General features: G+C 68.9%; 23 protein-coding genes. 4 read left to right on the forward strand and 19 right to left on the reverse strand.

From position 1 onward, the window contains the following. The first annotated feature begins 184 nt into the window (after nt 1–184). Nucleotides 185–1,387, forward strand: a complete 1,203-nt coding sequence (gene eccE / locus DQP56_RS02715; protein ID WP_112683471.1) for a type VII secretion protein EccE — start codon at nt 185–187, stop codon at nt 1,385–1,387. 15 nt (nt 1,388–1,402) lie between these two features. On the opposite strand, the gene rpsQ is transcribed toward eccE, so the two are convergent. From rpsQ to rpsJ, 11 genes are read right to left on the reverse strand one after another with little or no spacing between them, the layout of a single operon-like run. After that, on the reverse strand, nt 1,403–1,720 hold the full coding sequence (rpsQ, locus tag DQP56_RS02720) for a 30S ribosomal protein S17 (RefSeq protein ID WP_083037846.1): 318 nt from the start codon (nt 1,718–1,720) through the stop codon (nt 1,403–1,405). Continuing rightward, a complete protein-coding gene (gene rpmC / locus DQP56_RS02725) occupies nt 1,720–1,962 on the reverse strand; it encodes a 50S ribosomal protein L29 (protein ID WP_013830257.1) in 243 nt (80 codons plus the stop codon). The genes rpsQ and rpmC overlap by 1 nt, the downstream gene beginning before the upstream one ends. Further along, nucleotides 1,962–2,378, reverse strand: a complete 417-nt coding sequence (rplP, locus tag DQP56_RS02730; protein ID WP_112683472.1) for a 50S ribosomal protein L16 — start codon at nt 2,376–2,378, stop codon at nt 1,962–1,964. Before rplP ends, rpmC begins: the two co-directional genes overlap by 1 nt. Nucleotides 2,379–2,381: 3 nt before the next feature. Then, nucleotides 2,382–3,239: a 30S ribosomal protein S3 gene (gene rpsC, locus DQP56_RS02735; protein WP_112683473.1), complete on the reverse strand. Its 858-nt coding sequence runs from the start codon at nt 3,237–3,239 to the stop codon at nt 2,382–2,384. After that, nucleotides 3,239–3,856, reverse strand: a complete 618-nt coding sequence (gene rplV / locus DQP56_RS02740; protein ID WP_112683474.1) for a 50S ribosomal protein L22 — start codon at nt 3,854–3,856, stop codon at nt 3,239–3,241. Before rplV ends, rpsC begins: the two co-directional genes overlap by 1 nt. Next, nucleotides 3,853–4,134 (reverse strand): 30S ribosomal protein S19, encoded by a 282-nt coding sequence (gene rpsS / locus DQP56_RS02745; protein ID WP_006245110.1) that lies wholly within the window; start codon nt 4,132–4,134, stop codon nt 3,853–3,855. Before rpsS ends, rplV begins: the two co-directional genes overlap by 4 nt. A gap of 17 nt (nt 4,135–4,151) precedes the next feature. After that, a complete protein-coding gene (gene rplB, locus DQP56_RS02750) occupies nt 4,152–4,988 on the reverse strand; it encodes a 50S ribosomal protein L2 (protein WP_112683475.1) in 837 nt (278 codons plus the stop codon). A gap of 27 nt (nt 4,989–5,015) precedes the next feature. Next, nucleotides 5,016–5,318, reverse strand: coding sequence for a 50S ribosomal protein L23 (rplW, locus tag DQP56_RS02755; RefSeq protein ID WP_112683476.1), 303 nt, complete (start codon nt 5,316–5,318; stop codon nt 5,016–5,018). Beyond that, nucleotides 5,318–5,995, reverse strand: a complete 678-nt coding sequence (rplD, locus tag DQP56_RS02760; protein WP_112683477.1) for a 50S ribosomal protein L4 — start codon at nt 5,993–5,995, stop codon at nt 5,318–5,320. Before rplD ends, rplW begins: the two co-directional genes overlap by 1 nt. Beyond that, the gene (gene rplC, locus DQP56_RS02765; protein ID WP_112683478.1) at nt 5,995–6,648 is read right to left on the reverse strand and encodes a 50S ribosomal protein L3; all 654 of its coding nucleotides are present in this window, start codon (nt 6,646–6,648) and stop codon (nt 5,995–5,997) included. Before rplC ends, rplD begins: the two co-directional genes overlap by 1 nt. A 15-nt stretch (nt 6,649–6,663) precedes the next feature. Continuing rightward, nucleotides 6,664–6,969, reverse strand: coding sequence for a 30S ribosomal protein S10 (rpsJ, locus tag DQP56_RS02770; protein WP_003883485.1), 306 nt, complete (start codon nt 6,967–6,969; stop codon nt 6,664–6,666). 404 nt (nt 6,970–7,373) lie between these two features. Here rpsJ and DQP56_RS02775 point away from each other — a divergent pair, with 404 nt between their 5' ends. Then, nucleotides 7,374–7,856: a hotdog fold domain-containing protein gene (locus tag DQP56_RS02775; RefSeq protein WP_112683479.1), complete on the forward strand. Its 483-nt coding sequence runs from the start codon at nt 7,374–7,376 to the stop codon at nt 7,854–7,856. Nucleotides 7,857–7,899: 43 nt separating this feature from the next. Here the strand turns inward: DQP56_RS02775 and DQP56_RS02780 are convergent, their stop codons facing one another. Next, nucleotides 7,900–9,543 carry a carboxylesterase/lipase family protein gene (locus DQP56_RS02780; RefSeq protein ID WP_112683480.1) on the reverse strand — a complete coding sequence of 548 codons (1,644 nt, stop codon included), beginning with the start codon at nt 9,541–9,543 and terminating at the stop codon, nt 7,900–7,902. 278 nt (nt 9,544–9,821) lie between these two features. On the opposite strand from DQP56_RS02780, the gene DQP56_RS02785 reads away from it, so the two are divergent. Then, nucleotides 9,822–11,075, forward strand: a complete 1,254-nt coding sequence (locus DQP56_RS02785; RefSeq protein WP_112683481.1) for a cytochrome P450 — start codon at nt 9,822–9,824, stop codon at nt 11,073–11,075. Here the strand turns inward: DQP56_RS02785 and mftG are convergent. From mftG to mftA, 7 genes are all read right to left on the reverse strand, one after another. Next, nucleotides 11,057–12,502: a mycofactocin dehydrogenase MftG gene (mftG, locus tag DQP56_RS02790; protein ID WP_112683482.1), complete on the reverse strand. Its 1,446-nt coding sequence runs from the start codon at nt 12,500–12,502 to the stop codon at nt 11,057–11,059. The genes DQP56_RS02785 and mftG overlap by 19 nt on opposite strands. A gap of 6 nt (nt 12,503–12,508) precedes the next feature. Continuing rightward, entirely contained in the window at nt 12,509–13,924 is a 1,416-nt protein-coding gene (gene mftF, locus DQP56_RS02795; protein ID WP_112683483.1) for a mycofactocin biosynthesis glycosyltransferase MftF, read from the reverse strand. Next, nucleotides 13,921–14,676 carry a mycofactocin biosynthesis peptidyl-dipeptidase MftE gene (mftE, locus tag DQP56_RS02800; protein ID WP_112683484.1) on the reverse strand — a complete coding sequence of 252 codons (756 nt, stop codon included), beginning with the start codon at nt 14,674–14,676 and terminating at the stop codon, nt 13,921–13,923. Before mftE ends, mftF begins: the two co-directional genes overlap by 4 nt. A 170-nt stretch (nt 14,677–14,846) precedes the next feature. Then, nucleotides 14,847–16,040, reverse strand: coding sequence for a pre-mycofactocin synthase MftD (gene mftD / locus DQP56_RS02805; RefSeq protein WP_112683485.1), 1,194 nt, complete (start codon nt 16,038–16,040; stop codon nt 14,847–14,849). 3 nt (nt 16,041–16,043) lie between these two features. Continuing rightward, nucleotides 16,044–17,231, reverse strand: a complete 1,188-nt coding sequence (gene mftC / locus DQP56_RS02810) for a mycofactocin radical SAM maturase (RefSeq protein WP_112683486.1) — start codon at nt 17,229–17,231, stop codon at nt 16,044–16,046. Beyond that, the gene (gene mftB, locus DQP56_RS02815) at nt 17,228–17,545 is read right to left on the reverse strand and encodes a mycofactocin biosynthesis chaperone MftB (protein ID WP_112683487.1); all 318 of its coding nucleotides are present in this window, start codon (nt 17,543–17,545) and stop codon (nt 17,228–17,230) included. The genes mftC and mftB overlap by 4 nt, the downstream gene beginning before the upstream one ends. Before the next feature lie 2 nt (nt 17,546–17,547). Further along, nucleotides 17,548–17,649: a mycofactocin precursor MftA gene (gene mftA, locus DQP56_RS02820; protein ID WP_041318669.1), complete on the reverse strand. Its 102-nt coding sequence runs from the start codon at nt 17,647–17,649 to the stop codon at nt 17,548–17,550. Between the two features lie 109 nt (nt 17,650–17,758). Between mftA and mftR the strand changes: the two genes are divergently transcribed. Then, on the forward strand, nt 17,759–18,358 hold the full coding sequence (gene mftR, locus DQP56_RS02825; protein WP_112683488.1) for a mycofactocin system transcriptional regulator MftR: 600 nt from the start codon (nt 17,759–17,761) through the stop codon (nt 18,356–18,358). Nucleotides 18,359–18,361: the final 3 nt, after the last annotated feature.

An 18,361-nucleotide genomic window follows, 5' to 3' on the forward strand; every position in this document is an offset into this window, starting at 1 on the left:
GATCCGCTGAGCTTCCTGGGCCTCTGAGCAAGCGGCCATTGCCGCCGGAGCGCGCGGCCGGCCCGGCATCCCAGGCCTCCAGCAGCCGGGGCCTGGGATGTTTGGGTCCCGACACGACCGGGAAACCCGGTCAGCGCGCAAATTCTGGACAATCTCCCGGGGGGGTCATGAAGCAGGCGCAACGGTGAAAGCGCAGCATAGCTTTGGACTGAATCTGTCCTGGTTGCGTGTGACGACGGTGTTCCTCATCGATCTCGCGATTCTGCGACTCGCCGGCCATTGGCCCACCGAGCTGGGATCGCCGGCCCGCGCCTGGTGGCCGGGCGTCGGGGTCGCGGCAGTGGTGACGGCGGCCGCGCTGATCACCCACCGCCGGGTCCCGCTGACCTCGATAGTGCTGGCACGGGTACTGGATCGGTTCGCCAACCCCGCGAGGTTTCTCAACGAAGGCTGCACGCCCGGCTTCGATCACCGCCGCCGCTACAGCCACGACGTCGTCGGCATGCGCGAACACCGGGGGCAGTTGGTCACCGTGATCGCCGTGGCGCCGCGACCGGTAGCCACCTCGGGCCGCGACGCCCGTCGACACCAACCGCTGAGCGCGCTACCGGCCGGTCTGGCCGCCGCCGCCCTGCGGCAGTTCGACGTCCGCCTCGACGGCATCGACATCGTCTCGGTGCGAACGTGCGACACCACCTCCGACGGCGACACCGACACCGGCCCGGCCGAGGACGAGCAGGCACCGGCCGTCCCCGACACCGCCTGCCCCCGCGACACCTGGCTGGTACTGCGGATGGATCCGATGCGCAACGCCGAAGCGGTGGCGGTACGCGACTCGGTGGCGGCGACGCTGGCGGCGGCCACCGAACGGCTCGCGCAGACCCTGCAGGAGCGACACATCGTCACCCGGGTACTACCGGCCGAGGAGTTCGGCCGGGTCGACGCGACGGTGCTGGCCGGGCTACAGCCCACCCGGATCCGGCGGCGCCGACGCCGGCTGAAGCAGAAGCAACGCGAGGGTCCCAGGCAGTACGCGGCCACCTTCTGGATGTCGCCGCGCGACATCACCACGGCGAATCTGGAACAGCTCTGGCAGCGCGCCGCCGACACCACGGCCGTCACCGTCCGGCTCACAGCACAGAACAACCACACCGACGTGTCGGTGCTGGTGCGTTACCACACCGGTCGTCGGCTGCGCCGCAACATGTGGGCCGGATTGAACCGCCTCAACGGCCGGCAATTGACGGCGCTGCGCACCAGCCTGCCGACGCCCCTGCGCCGGACGCTGGCCGTGCCCGCCCGGCAGTTGGACGACCACGAACCGCTGCAGGTGCCGCTCGGGCCCACCACGCAGCAACCGCTCGCGCGGGTCAAACTCCCGGCTTGACCGGAAGACCGGCTGCTACTTGGCCTTCTCGAGGATCTCGACCAGCCGCCAGCGCTTCGTGGCCGACAGCGGGCGGGTCTCCATCAGCGACACCCGGTCGCCGATGCCGGCCGTGTTGTTCTCGTCGTGCGCCTTGACCTTCTTGGTGGTCCGGATGATCTTGCCGTAGAGCGGGTGCTTCACCCGGTCTTCCAGCTCGACGACGATGGTCTTCTCCATCTTGTCGCTGACCACGTAACCGATCTGGGTCTTGCGGCGGCCCCGCGGCTTCTCCGTGCGCGGAGTGTGCTTGGGGCCCTTCTCCGTGGCGTTAGCCTTTGCAGCCTGTGCCATTACGATGCCTCGCCTTCAGAACCATCGGGACCGGACGCCAGGCCCAGTTCCCGTTCGCGCAACACGGTGTAGATGCGCGCGATCTGGTGGCGCACCGTGCGGAGCCGACGGTTGTTGCTGAGCTGCCCGGTCGCCATCTGGAAACGCAGGTTGAACAGCTCCTCTTTGGACTCGCGCAGCCGCTCGACGAGCTCGTCGGCATTGAGCTCGCGCAGTTCGCCGGCGGTAACTCCCACTGCCATCAGAACTGCTCCTCTCGGGTGACGATGCGCGCCTTGATCGGCAGCTTGTGGATCGCCCTGGTCAGTGCGGCGCGGGCGACGGCCTCGTTGGGGTAGCTCAGCTCGAACAGCACCCGGCCCGGCTTGACGTTGGCGACCCACCACTCCGGCGAGCCCTTACCCGAACCCATGCGGGTCTCGGCGGGCTTCTTGGTCAGCGGACGGTCCGGGAAGATGTTGATCCACACCTTGCCGCCACGCTTGATGTGCCGGTTGATGGCGATACGCGCCGACTCGATCTGCCGGTTGGTGACGTAGGCGTGCTCCAGTGCCTGGATGCCGTAGTCACCGAAGGTCACCGCGGTGCCGCCACTGGCGAGACCGCGCTGTTTCGGGTGATGCTGCTTGCGGTGCTTGACCTTGCGGGGAATCAACATGATTCAGCTCTCCGTGCTCTGCGTTGCCTGCGGCTCCGCGGCCGCAGCGCTTCCCTGGCCCTCGACGGCCGGTTCGGCAGCAGCGGTGCTCTCGATGGTCTCGGCGGCCCGCCCGGCATCGGTGCTGGTGGCGGTGGTGCCCGAGGCGCCGCTGCGGCGCGGGCGCGCGCCCGACTGCCGCCCCCGGCGGGGGCGGTCGGCGGACGGTGCGGCAGCGGCCAGCTCGCGCTTGCCACCGACGATGTCGCCCTTGTAGATCCAGACCTTCACACCGATCCGGCCGAAGGTGGTCTTGGCCTCGTAGAGGCCGTAGTCGATGTCGGCGCGCAGCGTGTGCAGCGGCACCCGACCCTCACGGTAGAACTCCGAGCGGCTCATCTCAGCACCACCGAGCCGGCCCGAGCACTGCACCCGGATGCCCTTGACGTTGGGCTGGCGCATCGCCGACTGGATCGCCTTGCGCATCGCGCGGCGGAACGCCACGCGGTTGCTCAGCTGCTCGGCAACGCCCTGGGCCACCAGCTGCGCCTGCGACTCGGGGTTCTTCACCTCGAGGATGTTGAGCTGCACCTGCTTGCCGGTCAGCTTCTCCAGGTCGGCGCGGATCCGGTCGGCCTCGGTGCCGCGGCGGCCGATGACGATGCCCGGCCGGGCGGTGTGGATGTCCACGCGGACCCGATCACGGGTGCGCTCGATCTCGACGTCGGCGATACCGGCGCGCTCCAGCCCGGTCGACAGCAGCCGGCGGATCGCCACGTCCTCCTTGACGTAGTCCGCGTACTGCTTGTCGGCGTACCACCGCGACTTCCAGTCGGTGGTGATGCCCAGCCGGAAGCCGTGCGGGTTGATCTTCTGGCCCATTACTCCGAGCCCTCCTTCGCGTCGGACGTCTCAGGCGCCTTCTTGGCTGCGGCCGTCTCCGCGGCCTTCGCCGCCGAAGCCTTCTTGGCGGGCGCCTTCTTCGCCGCCGCTTTCTCAGTCGTCTTCTCGGCAGCCTTGGCCGCGGAAGCCTTCTTGGCCGGTGCCTTCTTGGCCGGCGCCGCGCCCTTCTCCGAGGCGGCCTTGCTGGCCTGCGCACGACGCGCCCGGGCGGCGCCGGCGGACTGCGCCGGACCGCCCTTGGACGGCCGGCTCTCCACCACGACCGTGATGTGGCTGGTGCGCCGGCGGATCCGGTAGGCACGTCCCTGGGCGCGCGGCTTGATCCGCTTGGCGGTCGGGCCCTCGTCGGCGTAGACGGTCGCCACCACCAGGGTGGACGGGTCCAGGCCGTTGTTGTTCTCGGCGTTGGCCGCCGCGCTGGCGATCACCTTGGCCACCGGCAGGCTGGCTTGCTGCGGCGCCCAGCGCAGGATGTCCAGTGCCTCGGACACCGACTTGCCGCGCACCAGGTCGATCACCCGGCGCGCCTTGCTGGCCGAGACCCGCACGAAGCGGGCCTTGGCGACAGCGGACGGAAATTCAGTCGTTACGGTCACCGGCGCTTAGCCTTCCGATCGTCCTTGATGTGTCCCTTGAAGGTGCGCGTCGGGGCGAATTCGCCGAGCTTGTGCCCGACCATCGACTCGGTGACGAATACCGGGACGTGCTTGCGGCCGTCGTGAACGGCGAACGTGTGCCCGATGAAGTCGGGGATGATCGTCGACCGACGCGACCAGGTCTTGATGACCTGCTTGGTGTTCTTCTCGTTCTGGACGTCGACCTTCTTGAGCAGATGGTCGTCGACGAACGGACCCTTCTTGAGGCTGCGTGGCATCGCTTTCCCTCCGCTTCCTAGCGCTTCTTGCCGGTGCGCCGGCGTCGGACGATGAGCTTGTCGCTGGGCTTGTTCGGCCGGCGGGTGCGACCCTCCGGCTTACCCCACGGGCTGACCGGGTGCCGGCCGCCGGAGGTCTTGCCCTCACCACCACCGTGCGGGTGGTCCACCGGGTTCATGACCACACCACGGACGGAGGGGCGCTTACCCTTCCACCGCATCCGGCCGGCTTTGCCCCAGTTGATGTTGGCCTGCTCGGCGTTGCCCACCTCGCCGACGGTGGCGCGGCAGCGCACGTCGACCCGGCGGATCTCGCCGGAGGGCATCCGCAGCGAGGCGTAGCTGCCTTCCTTGCCCAGCAGCTGGATGCTGGATCCGGCCGACCGGGCCAGCTTGGCACCGCCGCCGGGCCGCAGTTCGACGGCGTGCACCATGGTGCCGGCCGGGATGTTGCGCAGCGGCAGGCTGTTGCCCGGCTTGATGTCGGCGTTGGGGCCCGACTCCACCACGTCGCCCTGCGACAGGCCCTGCGGGGCGATGATGTAGCGCTTCTCGCCGTCCAGGTAGTGCAGCAGCGCGATCCGCGCGGTGCGGTTCGGGTCGTACTCGATGTGCGCGACCTTGGCGTTGACGCCGTCCTTGTCGTGGCGACGGAAGTCGATCACCCGGTAGGCGCGCTTGTGGCCACCACCCTTGTGCCGGGTGGTGATCCGGCCGTGGGCGTTACGCCCGCCACGGCCGTGCAGCGGCCGGACCAGCGACTTCTCCGGGTGAGAGCGGGTGAGCTCGGCGAAATCGGAGACGCTGGCACCGCGACGACCGGGGGTCGTCGGCTTGTACTTGCGGATTCCCATGTCAGTTAGGTCTCTCTTTCACTCCGGTCAGGCCGGTGCGGCGAACAGGTCGATCGGCTTGCTGCCGGGCGCCAGGGTCACGATGGCGCGCTTGGTGTCCTTGCGCTTGCCGTAGCCGGCCCGGGACCGCTTGCGCTTACCCGGCCGGTTCGCGGTGTTCACCGACGCGACCTTGACGGAAAAGATCTTCTCGATCGCGATCTTGATCTGCGTCTTGTTCGAGTCGGGGTGCACCACGAAGGTGTACACGTTGTCCTCGATCAGCCCGTAGGACTTCTCGGAGATGACCGGCGCGACGATGATGTCGCGGGGGTCGCTGACGGTCGCCATCAGGCCGAAACCTCCTGCTCCTGGGTGTGCGCCGCGCTGCCGGAGATGTAGGCGTTGAGGGCCTCGACGCTGAACACCACGTCGTCGGCACGCAGCACATCGTGGGTGTTGAGCTGGTCCGGGGCCAGGATGTGCACACCCGGCAGGTTGCGCACGCTGCGGGCGCCCGTCTCATCGGCCCGGCCGATGACCACGAGCACCTGCTTGCGGTCGGTGATCGTGCCCAGGAAAGCCTTGGCGCTCTTGGTCGACGGGGTCTGTCCACTCACCAGCTCGGTGACCGCGTGGATGCGACCGTTGCGGGCCCGGTCCGACAACGCGCCACGCAGTGCGGCGGCGATCATCTTCTTCGGGGTGCGCTGACTGTAGTCGCGCGGCTTGGGACCGTGCACCACGCCACCACCGGTGAACTGCGGCGCCCGGATCGAACCCTGCCGGGCCCGGCCGGTGCCCTTCTGCCGGTACGGCTTACGGCCACCGCCGCGAACCTCGCCGCGGGTCTTGGTCGAGTGCGTACCCTGACGGGCCGCGGCCAACTGAGCGATCACCACCTGGTGCATGAGCGCGATGTTGGCGGGAGCGTCGAACAACTCGGCGGGCAGCTCGACCGAGCCGCTCGTCTTGCCGTCCGGGCTCTTGACGTCAATCGTCAGTGCCGTTTGCTCTTTGGAAGCCATTACTTCTCACCCTTTTTGATCGCGCTGCGGACCAGAACCAGCCCACCGTTGCGCCCCGGAATGGCGCCCTTGATCAGCAGCACGCCGTTCCCGGCGTCCACCTTGTGCACCACCAGGTTCTGGGTGGTGACGCGGTCGTTGCCCATCCGGCCCGACATCCGGGTGCCCTTGAACACCCGGCCCGGGGTTGAGCAACCGCCGATCGAACCCGGCCGGCGGTGCACCGCCTGAGCGCCGTGCCCGGCGCCCTGACCGGCGAAGCCGTGCCGCTTCATGGTGCCGGCGTAGCCCTTGCCCTTGGAGGTGCCGGTCACGTCGACGTAGGCGCCGTCGGCGAAGATCTCGGCGGTCAGCTCCTGGCCGACCTCGTAGGTCGCGGCGGCCTCGGCGTCGTCAAGCCGCAACTCGGCCAGGTGCCGGCGGGGGTTGACCCCGGCGGCAGCGTACTGACCGGTCAGCGGCTTGTTGACCTTGCGAGGGCTGATCTCGCCGTAGGCGAGCTGCACGGCCGAATAGCCGTCGCGCTCGGGGGTGCGGATGCGGGTCACCACGTTGGGCCCGGCCTTGACGACCGTGACCGGCACGACCTTGTTGTTCTCGTCGAACACCTGCGTCATGCCCAGCTTGGTACCCAAAAGACCTTTACGTGCCATGGTTTCTCGTGGCTCCTACTGGATGTTGACGTCAACGCTGGCCGGCAGATCGATGCGCATCAGGGCGTCAACGGTCTTCGGCGTGGGATCGAGGATGTCGATCAGCCGCTTGTGGGTGCGCATCTCGAAGTGCTCCCGCGAGTCCTTGTACTTGTGCGGGGACCGGATGACGCAATACACGTTCTTCTCGGTCGGCAGCGGCACCGGGCCCACCACGGACGCACCGGTGCGGGTGACCGTCTCGACGATTTTGCGCGCCGAGGCGTCAATAGCCTCATGGTCGTAGGCCTTGAGCCTGATGCGGATCTTTTGTCCCGCCACGCTTCTGCTACCTCACTCCTGCAAAGGGGTCCGGCTTTCGAACCCTTCGCGCCCGCGCGCACTGCTGCCTTTTCAGGGCCATCGACCCTGTGCCGACATTGCGCTGGGCGCTGCCGCCGCTGTTTACCTGTCCTGGTCCACCGGTCCCCGCGGTCGGGCGTGTCGCCCGCACGCGGCCTCGTTCACGGCGAAAAAACTCCGTGCTGCGAGAGTGGGACCGGACGCGCCCGGTTGGGCGCTGGTCGTATGCCCGACCAGGGCAACCCCGGCGCAGGCGAACCTGAACAGTATGCCCCAGATCGGGTCAGCGGCCAAATCCCCGGTCACATCGACGCCGGCCCTCCGGCCGTGACCCGGTGGAGCCACCCCGCCAGCGATCTTACTTGTCGGTAAGATAGCTCGCCGTGACCGGACCTACCAGTACATATCAGGCCTGGCGCCGGTTGGCGGGCCTGCCCGGCGGCACCCGGCTGTTCTCGGCCGCGGCCATGGCCAGAGTCCCTTACTTCGCATCGGTGCTGCCGCACGTGGTCCGGATGGAGCCCGGGTTGGCCGAGGTACTGGTGCCGAAGTGGCCGTTCGTCTACAACCATCTGCGCACCGTGCACGCGATCGCCTCCTGCAACGCCGCCGAGGTGGCGATGGGGATGTTGATGGAGGCCACGGTGCCGCGCAGCCATCGCTGGATCCCCAAGTCGATGAACGTGGCCTACCTGGCCAAGGCGACGACGTCGTTGCGGGCCACCGCCCGACTGGCCCCGCCGGACTTGCCGGACTTCGAGGCCATCAGCGACGGCGTGGAGGTCACGGTGCCGGTCAGCGTCACCGATGAATCCGGCGTCGAAGTGGTGCACGCCGAGATCACCACCTGGGTGACTCGGACCTGATCGCCACTGCTCCCCTGCCGCCCGTCCGGCGGGTGGGCGCGGATCAACTCCGCACGGTTGCCCAGAAGTCACACTGGTGCGCCGCGCCGAAGTCGGTGATCATCCGACTGCCGTCGGGTCGCAGCGACATCCACCGCCGGTCGGCGCCGGCTGCGGCCGCGGGCCAGTCGGGCTGGCCGACGCCCACCGGGGCGCCGGTGACCACGAAACCGGTCCAGTACTCGACCATCTGGTCGGACAACCGCCGTTGCACGGGGTCCAGTGGCGGGGCGCCGCCGATGTCGAACAGGTAGCGCATCTCCAGCGAGTGGGTGGCACCGATCGGGAACGGCAGATGGTCGAAGAGCTCCGGCGCCGGCGCGTGCGGGTCGGCGAATTCATAGCCGTACACCGGCGCGCCGGCGGCCAGCCCGCGAGCCATCCGATCGGCCAGGCAGGCGAAGATGTCGTCGGTGGCCGCCGCCGCGTAGGCCAGCGAGGTGCTGTCGCCGAATCGTGCCGGCGGGTAGTGCTCGGCCACCGCGGGGCCTTCACCGGAGCCGAAGGTGTCCTCCAGCTCGTCCAGGTACTCCGTGGCGGCGATCTCCCGGCCGACACGCAGATAACGCAGCGCGACGAACATGGTGAACTCGTCGCGGTTGACGCCCAGCAGCACCGGCACCCGGGCCGCGCCGCCGTCCCGGAACACCCGCACCGGATCGGCCGGCAGCAGCGGGGTCCCGACGACCGGTCCACTGAGCTGGTCGGTGCCGAACCGGGCGTACCACAACGGCTTGGTCAGCCGGTCGACCGACAGCCCGCGTAGGCAGGCGGCCACATCCGCATTCTCGGCGGCGGCCCGCTTACCCCGCTCGGCGCACCCGACGGATTCGGTGTAGTCGCGACTGATCCGCCGCGCGTCGGGAGCCTCGACCTGCGCCTGACACGGTCCGCTCTGGATGATCGCGGCCCGGAACAACCCGGCCGACTCCGGTGCGGCCAGGTGATCGCAGACCGACATGCCGCCGGCGGACTCACCGGCGATCGTCACCTTGGCCGGGTCGCCGCCGAACGCACCGATGTTGTCGCGCACCCAGCGCAGCGCTGCCTGCTGGTCGGCCAGCCCGTAGTTGCCGACCTCTCCTAGTGCGGGGTCGGCCAGGAAGCCCAGCGCGCCCAGCCGGTAGTTGATGGTGACGACGACGATGCGGCCGCGGACCGCCAGTCGCTGCGCGTGGTAGATGTCACCGGCGCCCCGCATGAAGCTGCCGCCGTGGATCCACACCATGACCGGCAACGGCTCGGCCGCCGAACCGGTCGGCGTCCACACGTTGAGCGTCAGGCAGTCCTCGCTGATCGGGTCCACCTCGGCGGCATCCGGCTGGATGCACCACGGCCCGCGTTTGACGGCGTCGCGCACTCCCTGCCACGCCGGCATCGGCGCCGGCGGTTGCCAACGCAGCGGCCCGACCGGCGCTGCGGCGTACGGAATCCCTTGGAAAAGCCGGTGATCCGGGCCGACCGTGCCCCGCAACAATCCGGCGGAGCTTCGCACCACGTCGGCGTTGAGTGCGACGGCCCGTGGCCCGAAGCCCGGTTGCAGCGCCGCGCCGTCGGATCGCCCGCACCCGGCGAGCAGCCCGGCGAGCAGCGCCAGCACGACGGCACCGGCCAGCGGTCCGCGGCGGCGACAAGATCCGGTCGACATGACCGATGAGCCTAATCGGCGGTTAGCGAGGTTCGACGAAGGAGAGCCGAAGCTGGACCGCCGCATCAACACCGGCGGTTAGCGAGGTTCGACGAAGGAGAGCCGAAGCTGGACCGCCGCATCAACACCGGCGGTTAGCGAGGCTCGACGAAGGAGAGCCGAACCTGGACCGCCGAATCAAACCCCGCCCAATACCGGCAAAGCGTCGTCACGACGCTCGGATATCGCCGACACTGGAACGAAGCTGACACGTGTCAAGAAAATGGCAAGGAGCCGCGATGAGCGCACCGATAATCGATCAGGCCGCCCGGGTGTTCACCGACCCGAGCGCTTACGCCGACGAACCACGGCTGCACGCAGCCTTGACGCATCTGCGGGCGAACGCGCCGGTGTCACTGGTCGACCATCGTCCCTACCGGCCGTTCTGGGCGATCACCCGGCACGCCGACATCATGGACATCGAACGCGACAACGAGCTGTGGATCAACGAGCCGCGGCCGGTGCTGGCCCCTGCCGACGCCGACGATCTCCAGCGTTCGCTGTTGGAGTCCGGAATGGGACTGCGCACGCTGATCCACATGGACGACCCGCACCACCACAAGATGCGCAGCATCGTCTCCGACTGGTTCCGGCCCAAGGCGATGCGGGCGATGAAGGCACGCATCGACGAACTCGCCAAACGCTACGTCGACGAGATGCTGCGGATCGGCCCGGAATGCGACTTCGTTCAGGACATCGCGCTGAATTACCCGCTGTACGTGATCATGTCGCTACTGGGCCTGCCGGAGTCGGATTTCCCGCGCATGCTCCGGCTGACCCAGGAATTATTCGGCGGCGACGACGACGAATACCGGCGCGGCGTCACCCCGGAGGAACAGCTGCCGGTGCTGCTGGACTTCTTCGCCTACTTCAACGCCCTGACCGCCGACCGCCGGGCGAACCCCACCGAAGACCTCGCGTCGACCATCGCCAACGCCCGCATCGACGGTGAGCCGCTGTCGGATCTCGACACCGTCTCCTACTACGTCATCATCGCCACCGCCGGCCACGACACCACCAGCGCCGCGATCGGCGGCGGGCTGCGCGCGCTCATCGAACATCCCGACCAGCGCGAGCGGCTCCGCGCAGATCTGAACCTGATGCCCACCGCGGTCGAGGAGATCATCCGCTGGGTCACGCCGGTCAAGGAGTTCATGCGTACCGCGACCGCCGACACCGAGGTGCGCGGCGTGCCGATCGCCAAGGGCGAATCGGTGTACCTGTCCTATGTCTCGGCCAACCACGACGAGGAGGTCTTCGACAACCCGTTCGCCTTCGACGTCGGCCGGGACCCGAACAAGCACCTGTCGTTCGGCTACGGCGTGCACTTCTGCGTGGCGTCCGCGCTGGCCCGAATGGAGATCGACAGCTTCTTCCGTGAACTCATCCCCCGGCTCGACGCCATCGAGTTGACCGGTGAGCCGCAGCTGATCTCCACGACCTTCGTCGGCGGCGTCAAGCACCTGCCCATCCGTTACCGGCTACGGGACTGACCGCGGATCATCCCCGACGCGCGATACGCCAGCATCGCGATCGTCGCATGCGGGCCACGGCCGGGCACCCGGGACAGCGCCGAGCCGTCGATCACCCACAGCCCCTCGACGCCGCGCACCCGGCACTGCGCATCGAGCACCGCGGACGTGTCGCCGGCCCGGCCCATCGGGGCACTGCCACACAGGTGTTGGGACGTCGACCAGTGCGGCGCAGCGACATCGGCTTTCACGCCCAGCGTGGCCCCGACGAGTTCCACCCCGGCCCGAAGCGCCGCCAGGTCGCCTGGCTCGCTGTCGTAGCGGAGTTCGATACGGGGCGCCACCCGCGGATCCGCCGATACCAGTGTCAGGCGCCCCCGCGCTCGCGGCGACATCAATGCCACGCCGACGCGCGGCGGCTCCCCGGGGGTATATTCGCCGACCATGCCGGCGAAACCGGTGGTGTAGGGCCGTATTTCGAGATCATCGTGGTAGAGCACCGCCTCCAATGGCGGACGTCCCGGTGTTCCCTGCCAGTCCGGGGTCACCAACCATTCCGGGTGATCGGCACAGCTCGCCCCGACCGGCAGCACCGCTCGCACCGCAACGCCGACGTGCCGCAGCATCGCCTCCTCACCGATACCGGACAGCATCAACAGATGTGCCGACCCGATCGCACCGGCACACAAGATGATTCGGTCGGCCGTCAGGCGCATCGGACCGGCCGGGCCGAGCGCGCGTACCGCCACGGCTCGCTCCGCCACGATGTCGACGCCGAACGCCGCCACCCCGGTGAGCAGCGTCAGGTTGGTCCGCGGCAATGCCGGGAGCAGATAGGCGGCCCCCGGTCCGGTGCGTACCCCGTCGACTACGTTCAGCGGCACCGCGCCCACTCCGGGCTCGGCTGCGGCAGCGGCATCGTTGAGGTCTGCGATCCAGCTGAAACCCGCTCGCTCCGCTGCGGCAATGAATCGCGCTGTGCCTTCGCACATCTCACGGGTGCGCCGAACGGGTATCGGTCCGTGGTCGCCGTGTTGGTCACCGCCGAAGTCCAAGTCGGTCTCGATGGCCCGAAAGGATTCCAGCACCTCGGGCCACGACCAGCCGGGTAGGTCGCTATCGAAGTCGCCGGGCAGCCCCCGGCAGAAGTAGCCGCCGTTGACCGCGCCGGAGCCGCCGACGGTCGCGCCGCGCACGATCGTCATCGCGGCGCTCGGGTGGCCGGTCAACTGCGCGACATAGCGCCGCACCAACGGGCTGGCGGTATCGATCGGCAACAGCGAGGCGTCGGCCACCTTGGCAGCCAGCACCGGATCGGATAAGCCGACGCCGGCCTCCAACACCGTCACCGTGCACGCCGGGTCCGCCGAGAGTCGTTCTGCCACAATCGACCCCGCACTACCGGCACCCACCACGAGCACATCACTGTGCGCCACCGGAACCGTCAAGGCGGCCTAACTGCGGATCTGTGGCTTGAGTGCGGCAAAGTTGCGCTCCCGCAGCACCCCGCCCCACAGGCCCGCCCCGTACGCCAGATCGTCGACCCGCTTGAGCAGCAGGTAAGCCGGCAGCCCGAGTGGGCGGGTGTCGTCGCCGTCGCAGCGGGCGTGCCGCAGCCAGTCCACTATTCCGTCGCTGACCGCTGCCAGCAGCACCACCCGCCGGCAGCGCTGCGACAGGCACGCGGCCAGCAGCGCGATCGGCCAGTAGTGCCGGCACAGCGCCGAGGCGATCTGCAGCCCGGCCGCCGCCAGCCCATGCAGCGTCACCGCCAGCACGTCGGCGGGCGCGGTGTCGGCTCCGCGCATCGACCTGGCGACCCGATGGCCGGTCAGCGCCGTGATCGCCGCCGACACCAGGTAGCCCAGCACCGACCCGAGCGCCATCACCGCCCAACCCGCCAGCGCCCAGCCGGAGATCACCATCGGCGCCGTCTTGTCCGGGTGACGCGCCGACAGGGGTGCCGCCGAGCCACCGTAAAATGCCTTGCGCGCCACCCAATCCCGCAACGCCACCCGATGATCGTGAGCCACCAGCGCGATCGGCTCGTAGCGCAACCTGCTGCCGGCGTCCACCAGCCGCCAGCACAGGTCGACGTCCTCGCCGGAACGCAGCTCCTCGTCGAATCCGCCCAGCTCACGCAGCGCCGAGCAGCGGCAGATGATCGCCGCACTGGGCACATAGGCGACCTTGCCGTACGGCACCACCGGGGCTTCGCACCCGCCGAGGTCCAGTGACGAACGGATGGCCTCGTACCGCGCCACCAGGTGGTCACTGTCGGCCATACCGACAATCCGGGGGGCGACCAGCGCCACGGTGGGATCGCAGAAGTGTCCGAGCAGCGCTTCCAGCCAGCCCCGGCGCGGTACCACGTCGGAGTCCAGAAACGCCACGAAATCCGTCGTGCAAGCCGCGAGTCCGGTATTGCGGGCGGCCGCGGGCCCCCTGGCCTCCGGGTGGCGCAGCACCTCGACCTCGCAGCAATCCGCCGCTGCCAGGTCATCCCTGCAGACCGGGACCTGCGACCCGTCGTCCACCACGACAACGCGCAGCCCACGCAACGACGCGATCAACCGTCTGAGCCCGATAACATTGTCCCGCACCGGGATAACGACGGTCACGTCACGGTGCGACGGCCCGCCCGCCGGCCGCGGATGGGCCACCGTGGCGTCGAGCAGGGTACGGGCCAGTTGGGCGCTGACGGCGTCGCGTACTTCCAGGCGACCGTCGGAGAGCATCCCCTGGGCGGCAGGCGCCAGCCGCAACAGCCGGGTGGGTGAACCGCCCAGCAGCGTCGACCCGCGGCCCAGCACCCGCACCTTCCGGTCTACCTGCACCGCGAAACCGTCGGGAAGTCGGGCCGGGGTCATCGCAGCATCCCGTCCGGCCCGGGAGCCCAGGCGTGGATGGCCGCCACACCGCTGTCCAGCATTTCGGCGAACAGTCGCTGCCCCTCGGCGGCGGTGGCGGTCGTCGGATCACCGAGCACTCCGAGGGCACTCACTGCGGCGACACCGCCGCGCCGCATTGCCGGCAGCAACTGCGCCAATGGGGCGCTGTTACCCGGCCGGGCCTGCTCAAATCTCACGTCGTCGGGCGAAAGATACAGCAGCAGAGAGGTTTCGGTGTGGCCCGCATGCGCATCAGCCGCCGCGGTGGCACACGGCAGCCAGGCGACATCGCGCGATTCGAAGCGCAACCGGCCTACCGCCTCGGCCAGCGCGGGCACGTTGCCGCCGTGGCCATTGACGAAGACCACCCGCTGCGCCCAGCAGCAGGCCGACCGGCCGTACTCCAGCAACACCCGGCTCAGCACCTCGGTGCCGATCGAGATGGTTCCGGCGAAGCTCTGGTGCTCGCCGCTGGCGCCGTAGGCCACCGCTGGCGCCACCGACCAGGCGTGCTCATCGCGGCCCGACGCGGTTCTGCGCAGCCGCCCGGCCACCGCCCGGGCAAGTGCCTGCGCAATCCGGGTGTCGGTGTCCAGCGGCAGGTGCCGTCCGTGCTGTTCGGTCGAGCCGACCGGGACCAGCAGGGTCAACGACTGACCCGGCAGCTGGCGCTGTAGCCGGTTCTGCAGCTCGTCCCAGGTCGAACTACCGAGGTCGCCACGAACCGCCATCGGACGATGGTAAGCGAATTCACCTGCCGTACACCAGTTATTGACAGGGAACGCACGAAATTCCTGGCCTTCGGCATTCCGGAGCGATCGCCGAACATCACGCCCGTCCCGTGCGCCACGGCAGTACCAGGGACCGGCCGGGAGTTCGCAGGTGGACGGCGCTGAGCGGGCTACCGGCCTCCGTCGGAGGGCACACCGAGCGCGCGCGCGAAACCGGACGGGATCAGGATGTCGTCCGGTGACAGATCGTGCACGGAGGCGCGCCCGAGCCCCATCAGGGCCGAGTCGATCCCACCACGCAGGATGTCTAGGACGTTCTCCACCCCGGGCTGGCCGGCCGCGGCCAGCCCCCACAGGTAGGCGCGGCCGATCATCACCGCCCGGGCGCCCAGTGCCAGCGCCTTGACGACGTCGCTGCCCCGTCGGATGCCACCATCCAGCAAAACATCGATCTGGCCGCCGACCGCCTCGGCGACAGCGGGCAGCGCCCGGATCGCCGCCGGTGTGCCGTCCAGGTTGTTACCACCGTGGTTCGACACCGAGATCGCCGAAACTCCAGCGTCCACAGCCTTTTTCGCATCGTCGACGCGCATGACACCCTTGAGCATGAAGGGCCCGCCCCAGAGTTCGCGCAGCCAGGCGATATCCTCCCAGGTCGGCGGCGGTGTTCCCATCCACTCGCCATAGGCCTGGAAGAACGGCGGACCCGGTTCGCCGCGTCGGCCCTGGTTGGGCACCCGCAGGCTCGGCGGTCGCAGGGTCTTGGCCCACTGCAGAAACCACCGCGGCCGACTCAGGGCCTCGGGCATCATCTTGATCATGGTCTTGAGGTCCATCTGCTCCGGGATCTTGGGGCTTCCCCAGTCCCGGCCGTGCGAGAAGGACCAATCGGTGGTGGCGATCAGGCCCACCGCACCAGCGTTCCGGGCACGCTCGACGCGTTCGGCGATCGCATCGCGGCCCCCGAGCCAGTAGACCTGGAAGAAGGTCTTGGGGTTGGCGGCGATGACCTCTTCCATCGGCTTGCTGGCGAACGACGACAGGCCCATCGCGGTGCCGCGCGCGGCGGCCGCCCTGGCGACCGCGACCTCACCGTCCGGGTCGACCGCCTGCACACCCGTCGGCGAGATCATTACCGGAAACGAAAGCTCCTGGCCCATAACGGTAGTCGACAGATCACGCTTCTCGCACGCGCCGACCACGTGCGGAGCGAAACCCAACTCGCTGAACGCCTCGACGTTGTCGGAGACGGTCACACCCTTCTCGCTGGCTGAGATCAGCGACGAGTACGCGGACTTCGGGAGGCGTTTGCGCGCGCGCTCCTGGGCGATGGCGACGGTTTCGAACCAGATATCACGAGCCATTGATCAGACCGGACTTTCATCGCACAGCCGTTTGGGCGGCTTCGTCGGTGTGAGCAGGGTCAGGGATTGCCTTGCGCTGCTGCGCGTTCCACGCGAGTGGTCGCTGCTCGGACGCGGCTTCTGCCGGTCGCCGGCCAGCGCCTGCTCGCCGAACCCACGAACGCACTCCGGGTCGGGCCCGTCCATCGGCAGGCCGGTGAAGAACTTGGCGGCCATGCAGCCGCCCCGGCAGGTGTCATACAGCGGGCAGCTGGCACAGGCACCGCCCGCCGTGGGGCTGCGCAGCTCGTTGAACAGCTTGGAGTGCTTCCACACCTGATCGAACCCGCCGTCGGTCAACACATTTCCGGCCAGGAACTCGTCGTGGATGGCGAACGGGCAGGCGTAGACGTCGCCGACCGGGTCAATCAGGCAGACCACCCGTCCGGCCCCGCACATGTTCAGGCCGGCCAGCGCACCGGACTCGCCGAGCGGCGCCAGGTGGAAGAAGGAGTCCCCGGTCAGCACCCCGTCGCCCTTGGCGACGAGCCAGTCGTAGAGCTGGCGCTGTTGGGCGGCGGTCGGGTGCAGATCGTCCCAGACGTCGACGCCACGACCGGACGGGCGCAGCCGGGTGATTCGCAGCGTGGCGCCGTATCGCGCTGCCAGCGCGGCGAAGTCATCGAGCTGGTCGATGTTGTGGCGGGTCGCCACGACCGAGATCTTGGTGTCGGCGAAGCCTGCCGCGGACAGGTTCTCCAGCGCACGGATCGCCATGTCGAAGGAGCCCTTGCCACGAATCGGGTCGTTGACCTCGGCGGTGGCGCCGTCCAGCGAGATCTGGACGTCGACGTAGTCGCTGGTCGCCAGCCGGGCCGCCACCTCCGGAGTGATCCGCAAGCCGTTGGTGGAGAACTTCACCCCGACGTGGTGGGCGGTGGCGTAGTCCACCAGTTCCCAGAAGTCGTCTCGCACCGTGGGTTCGCCGCCGCCGATGTTGACGTAGAACACCTGCATGCGTTCCAGCTCGTCGATGATGTCTTTGCACGCCCTCGTGGACAGCTCCCGCGGGTCGCGCCGCCCGGACGCCGACAGGCAGTGCACGCAGGCCAGATTGCAGGCGTAGGTGAGCTCCCAGGTCAGACAGATCGGTGCGTCGAGGCCGTGCTCGAAGTGTTCGACCAGGCTCGGGGCGACGGCTGGAGCGGTCACGGGGTCTCCTTCGGGTCCGTGGGGATCAGGATGTCGGACGCCGCCAGGACGCCCAGGGCACGCAGGTAAGCCGGCTCCGCGCCGGGATCGATGCCGGCGGCGCGGCACGCCGACCGCGCGTCGGGGTGCTCGGCCAGCGAGGTGACCAGCGTGACCATGGTGAGGTTCTTCAGGAACGACAGCTTGCGCGTCCCGAAGTGATACAGCAGCGCGCCGAACGTCTCGGGCCGGACCGACACCTGCGGATGCAGGCGCCAGCCAAGGTCCGGGTCGAAGCTGTCGGTGACGCGCGCCGCCCCGGCGGCGACGGTCACGGTCAGTAGACCCCGCACATGCCGTCGATGGACACTTCCTCGACCAGGTTCTCGACGACGAGGTCGGTGTCGGTGCTGGCTTCGGTCTGCTGCTGAGCGTCCATGGGCCGGGCCTTTCTTCGCGGTGGGGGTCGACAGCGCACTGTCGGATCGGTCACAATCCCGGACAGAATATGGCATCGAGTGCCGATATGGAAGTGGGTCGGGAGAAAAGTGGCCGGGACCGAGTCGCAGGCGCAGGCGCGCGTCGGCCGTCGCCGCTCCACCACGCGGGAGCACATCACCCACGTGGCGATCGACCTGTTCGCCACCCGCGGCTTCAGTGAGGTCAGTGTCGACGACGTCGCGCAGGCCGCCGGGATCGCCCGCCGCACACTATTTCGGTACTACCCCTCGAAGAACGCCATCCCGTGGGGCGACTTCGATGCCCACCTGCGCCAACTGCGCGAGCTACTGGACGGTATCGAGCCCGAAGCCCCACTCGGTGATGCGCTGCGCGCGGCGCTGTTGGCGTTCAACACCTTTGACGAAGGTGAGACGGCACGGCATCGCCGCCGGATGCGGGTGATCCTGCAGACCGACGAACTGCAGGCGTATTCGATGACGATGTACGCGGGTTGGCGCAGTGTCATCGCCGAGTTCGTGGCACGCCGGGCCGGGTTGGCACCGGCCGACCTGCGGCCGCAGACGGTGGCGTGGATGATGCTCGGGGTTGCGCTGAGCGCCTACGAACACTGGCTCGGCGACGAGCAGTTGGCGCTGCCGCAGGCCTTGGGCGAGGCGTTCGACACCATCCGCGGCGGCCTGGACTGAGCG

Origin of the sequence: Mycolicibacter senuensis, from assembly GCF_003284925.1 — a bacterium.
In the GTDB taxonomy this organism is placed as follows: domain Bacteria; phylum Actinomycetota; class Actinomycetes; order Mycobacteriales; family Mycobacteriaceae; genus Mycobacterium; species Mycobacterium algericum_A.

Bases quoted from the DNA above. Each gene is read 5' to 3' on its own strand.
- rpsQ (WP_083037846.1), bottom strand. From the start codon at position 1,720: ATGGCACAGGCTGCAAAGGCTAACGCCACGGAGAAGGGCCCCAAGCAC.
- rplP (WP_112683472.1), bottom strand. From the start codon at position 2,378: ATGTTGATTCCCCGCAAGGTCAAGCACCGCAAGCAGCATCACCCGAAA.
- rplD (WP_112683477.1), bottom strand. From the start codon at position 5,995: ATGGCTTCCAAAGAGCAAACGGCACTGACGATTGACGTCAAGAGCCCG.
- DQP56_RS02780 (WP_112683480.1), bottom strand. From the start codon at position 9,543: ATGTCGACCGGATCTTGTCGCCGCCGCGGACCGCTGGCCGGTGCCGTC.
- mftE (WP_112683484.1), bottom strand. From the start codon at position 14,676: ATGGCGGTTCGTGGCGACCTCGGTAGTTCGACCTGGGACGAGCTGCAG.
- DQP56_RS02785 (WP_112683481.1), top strand. From the start codon at position 9,822: ATGAGCGCACCGATAATCGATCAGGCCGCCCGGGTGTTCACCGACCCG.
- mftF (WP_112683483.1), bottom strand. From the start codon at position 13,924: ATGACCCCGGCCCGACTTCCCGACGGTTTCGCGGTGCAGGTAGACCGG.
- mftA (WP_041318669.1), bottom strand. From the start codon at position 17,649: ATGGACGCTCAGCAGCAGACCGAAGCCAGCACCGACACCGACCTCGTC.
- mftD (WP_112683485.1), bottom strand. From the start codon at position 16,040: ATGGCTCGTGATATCTGGTTCGAAACCGTCGCCATCGCCCAGGAGCGC.
- rpsC (WP_112683473.1), bottom strand. From the start codon at position 3,239: ATGGGCCAGAAGATCAACCCGCACGGCTTCCGGCTGGGCATCACCACC.
- rplW (WP_112683476.1), bottom strand. From the start codon at position 5,318: ATGGCGACCGTCAGCGACCCCCGCGACATCATCGTCGCGCCGGTCATC.
- rplB (WP_112683475.1), bottom strand. From the start codon at position 4,988: ATGGGAATCCGCAAGTACAAGCCGACGACCCCCGGTCGTCGCGGTGCC.
- rpsS (WP_006245110.1), bottom strand. From the start codon at position 4,134: ATGCCACGCAGCCTCAAGAAGGGTCCGTTCGTCGACGACCATCTGCTC.
- rpmC (WP_013830257.1), bottom strand. From the start codon at position 1,962: ATGGCAGTGGGAGTTACCGCCGGCGAACTGCGCGAGCTCAATGCCGAC.
- rplC (WP_112683478.1), bottom strand. From the start codon at position 6,648: ATGGCACGTAAAGGTCTTTTGGGTACCAAGCTGGGCATGACGCAGGTG.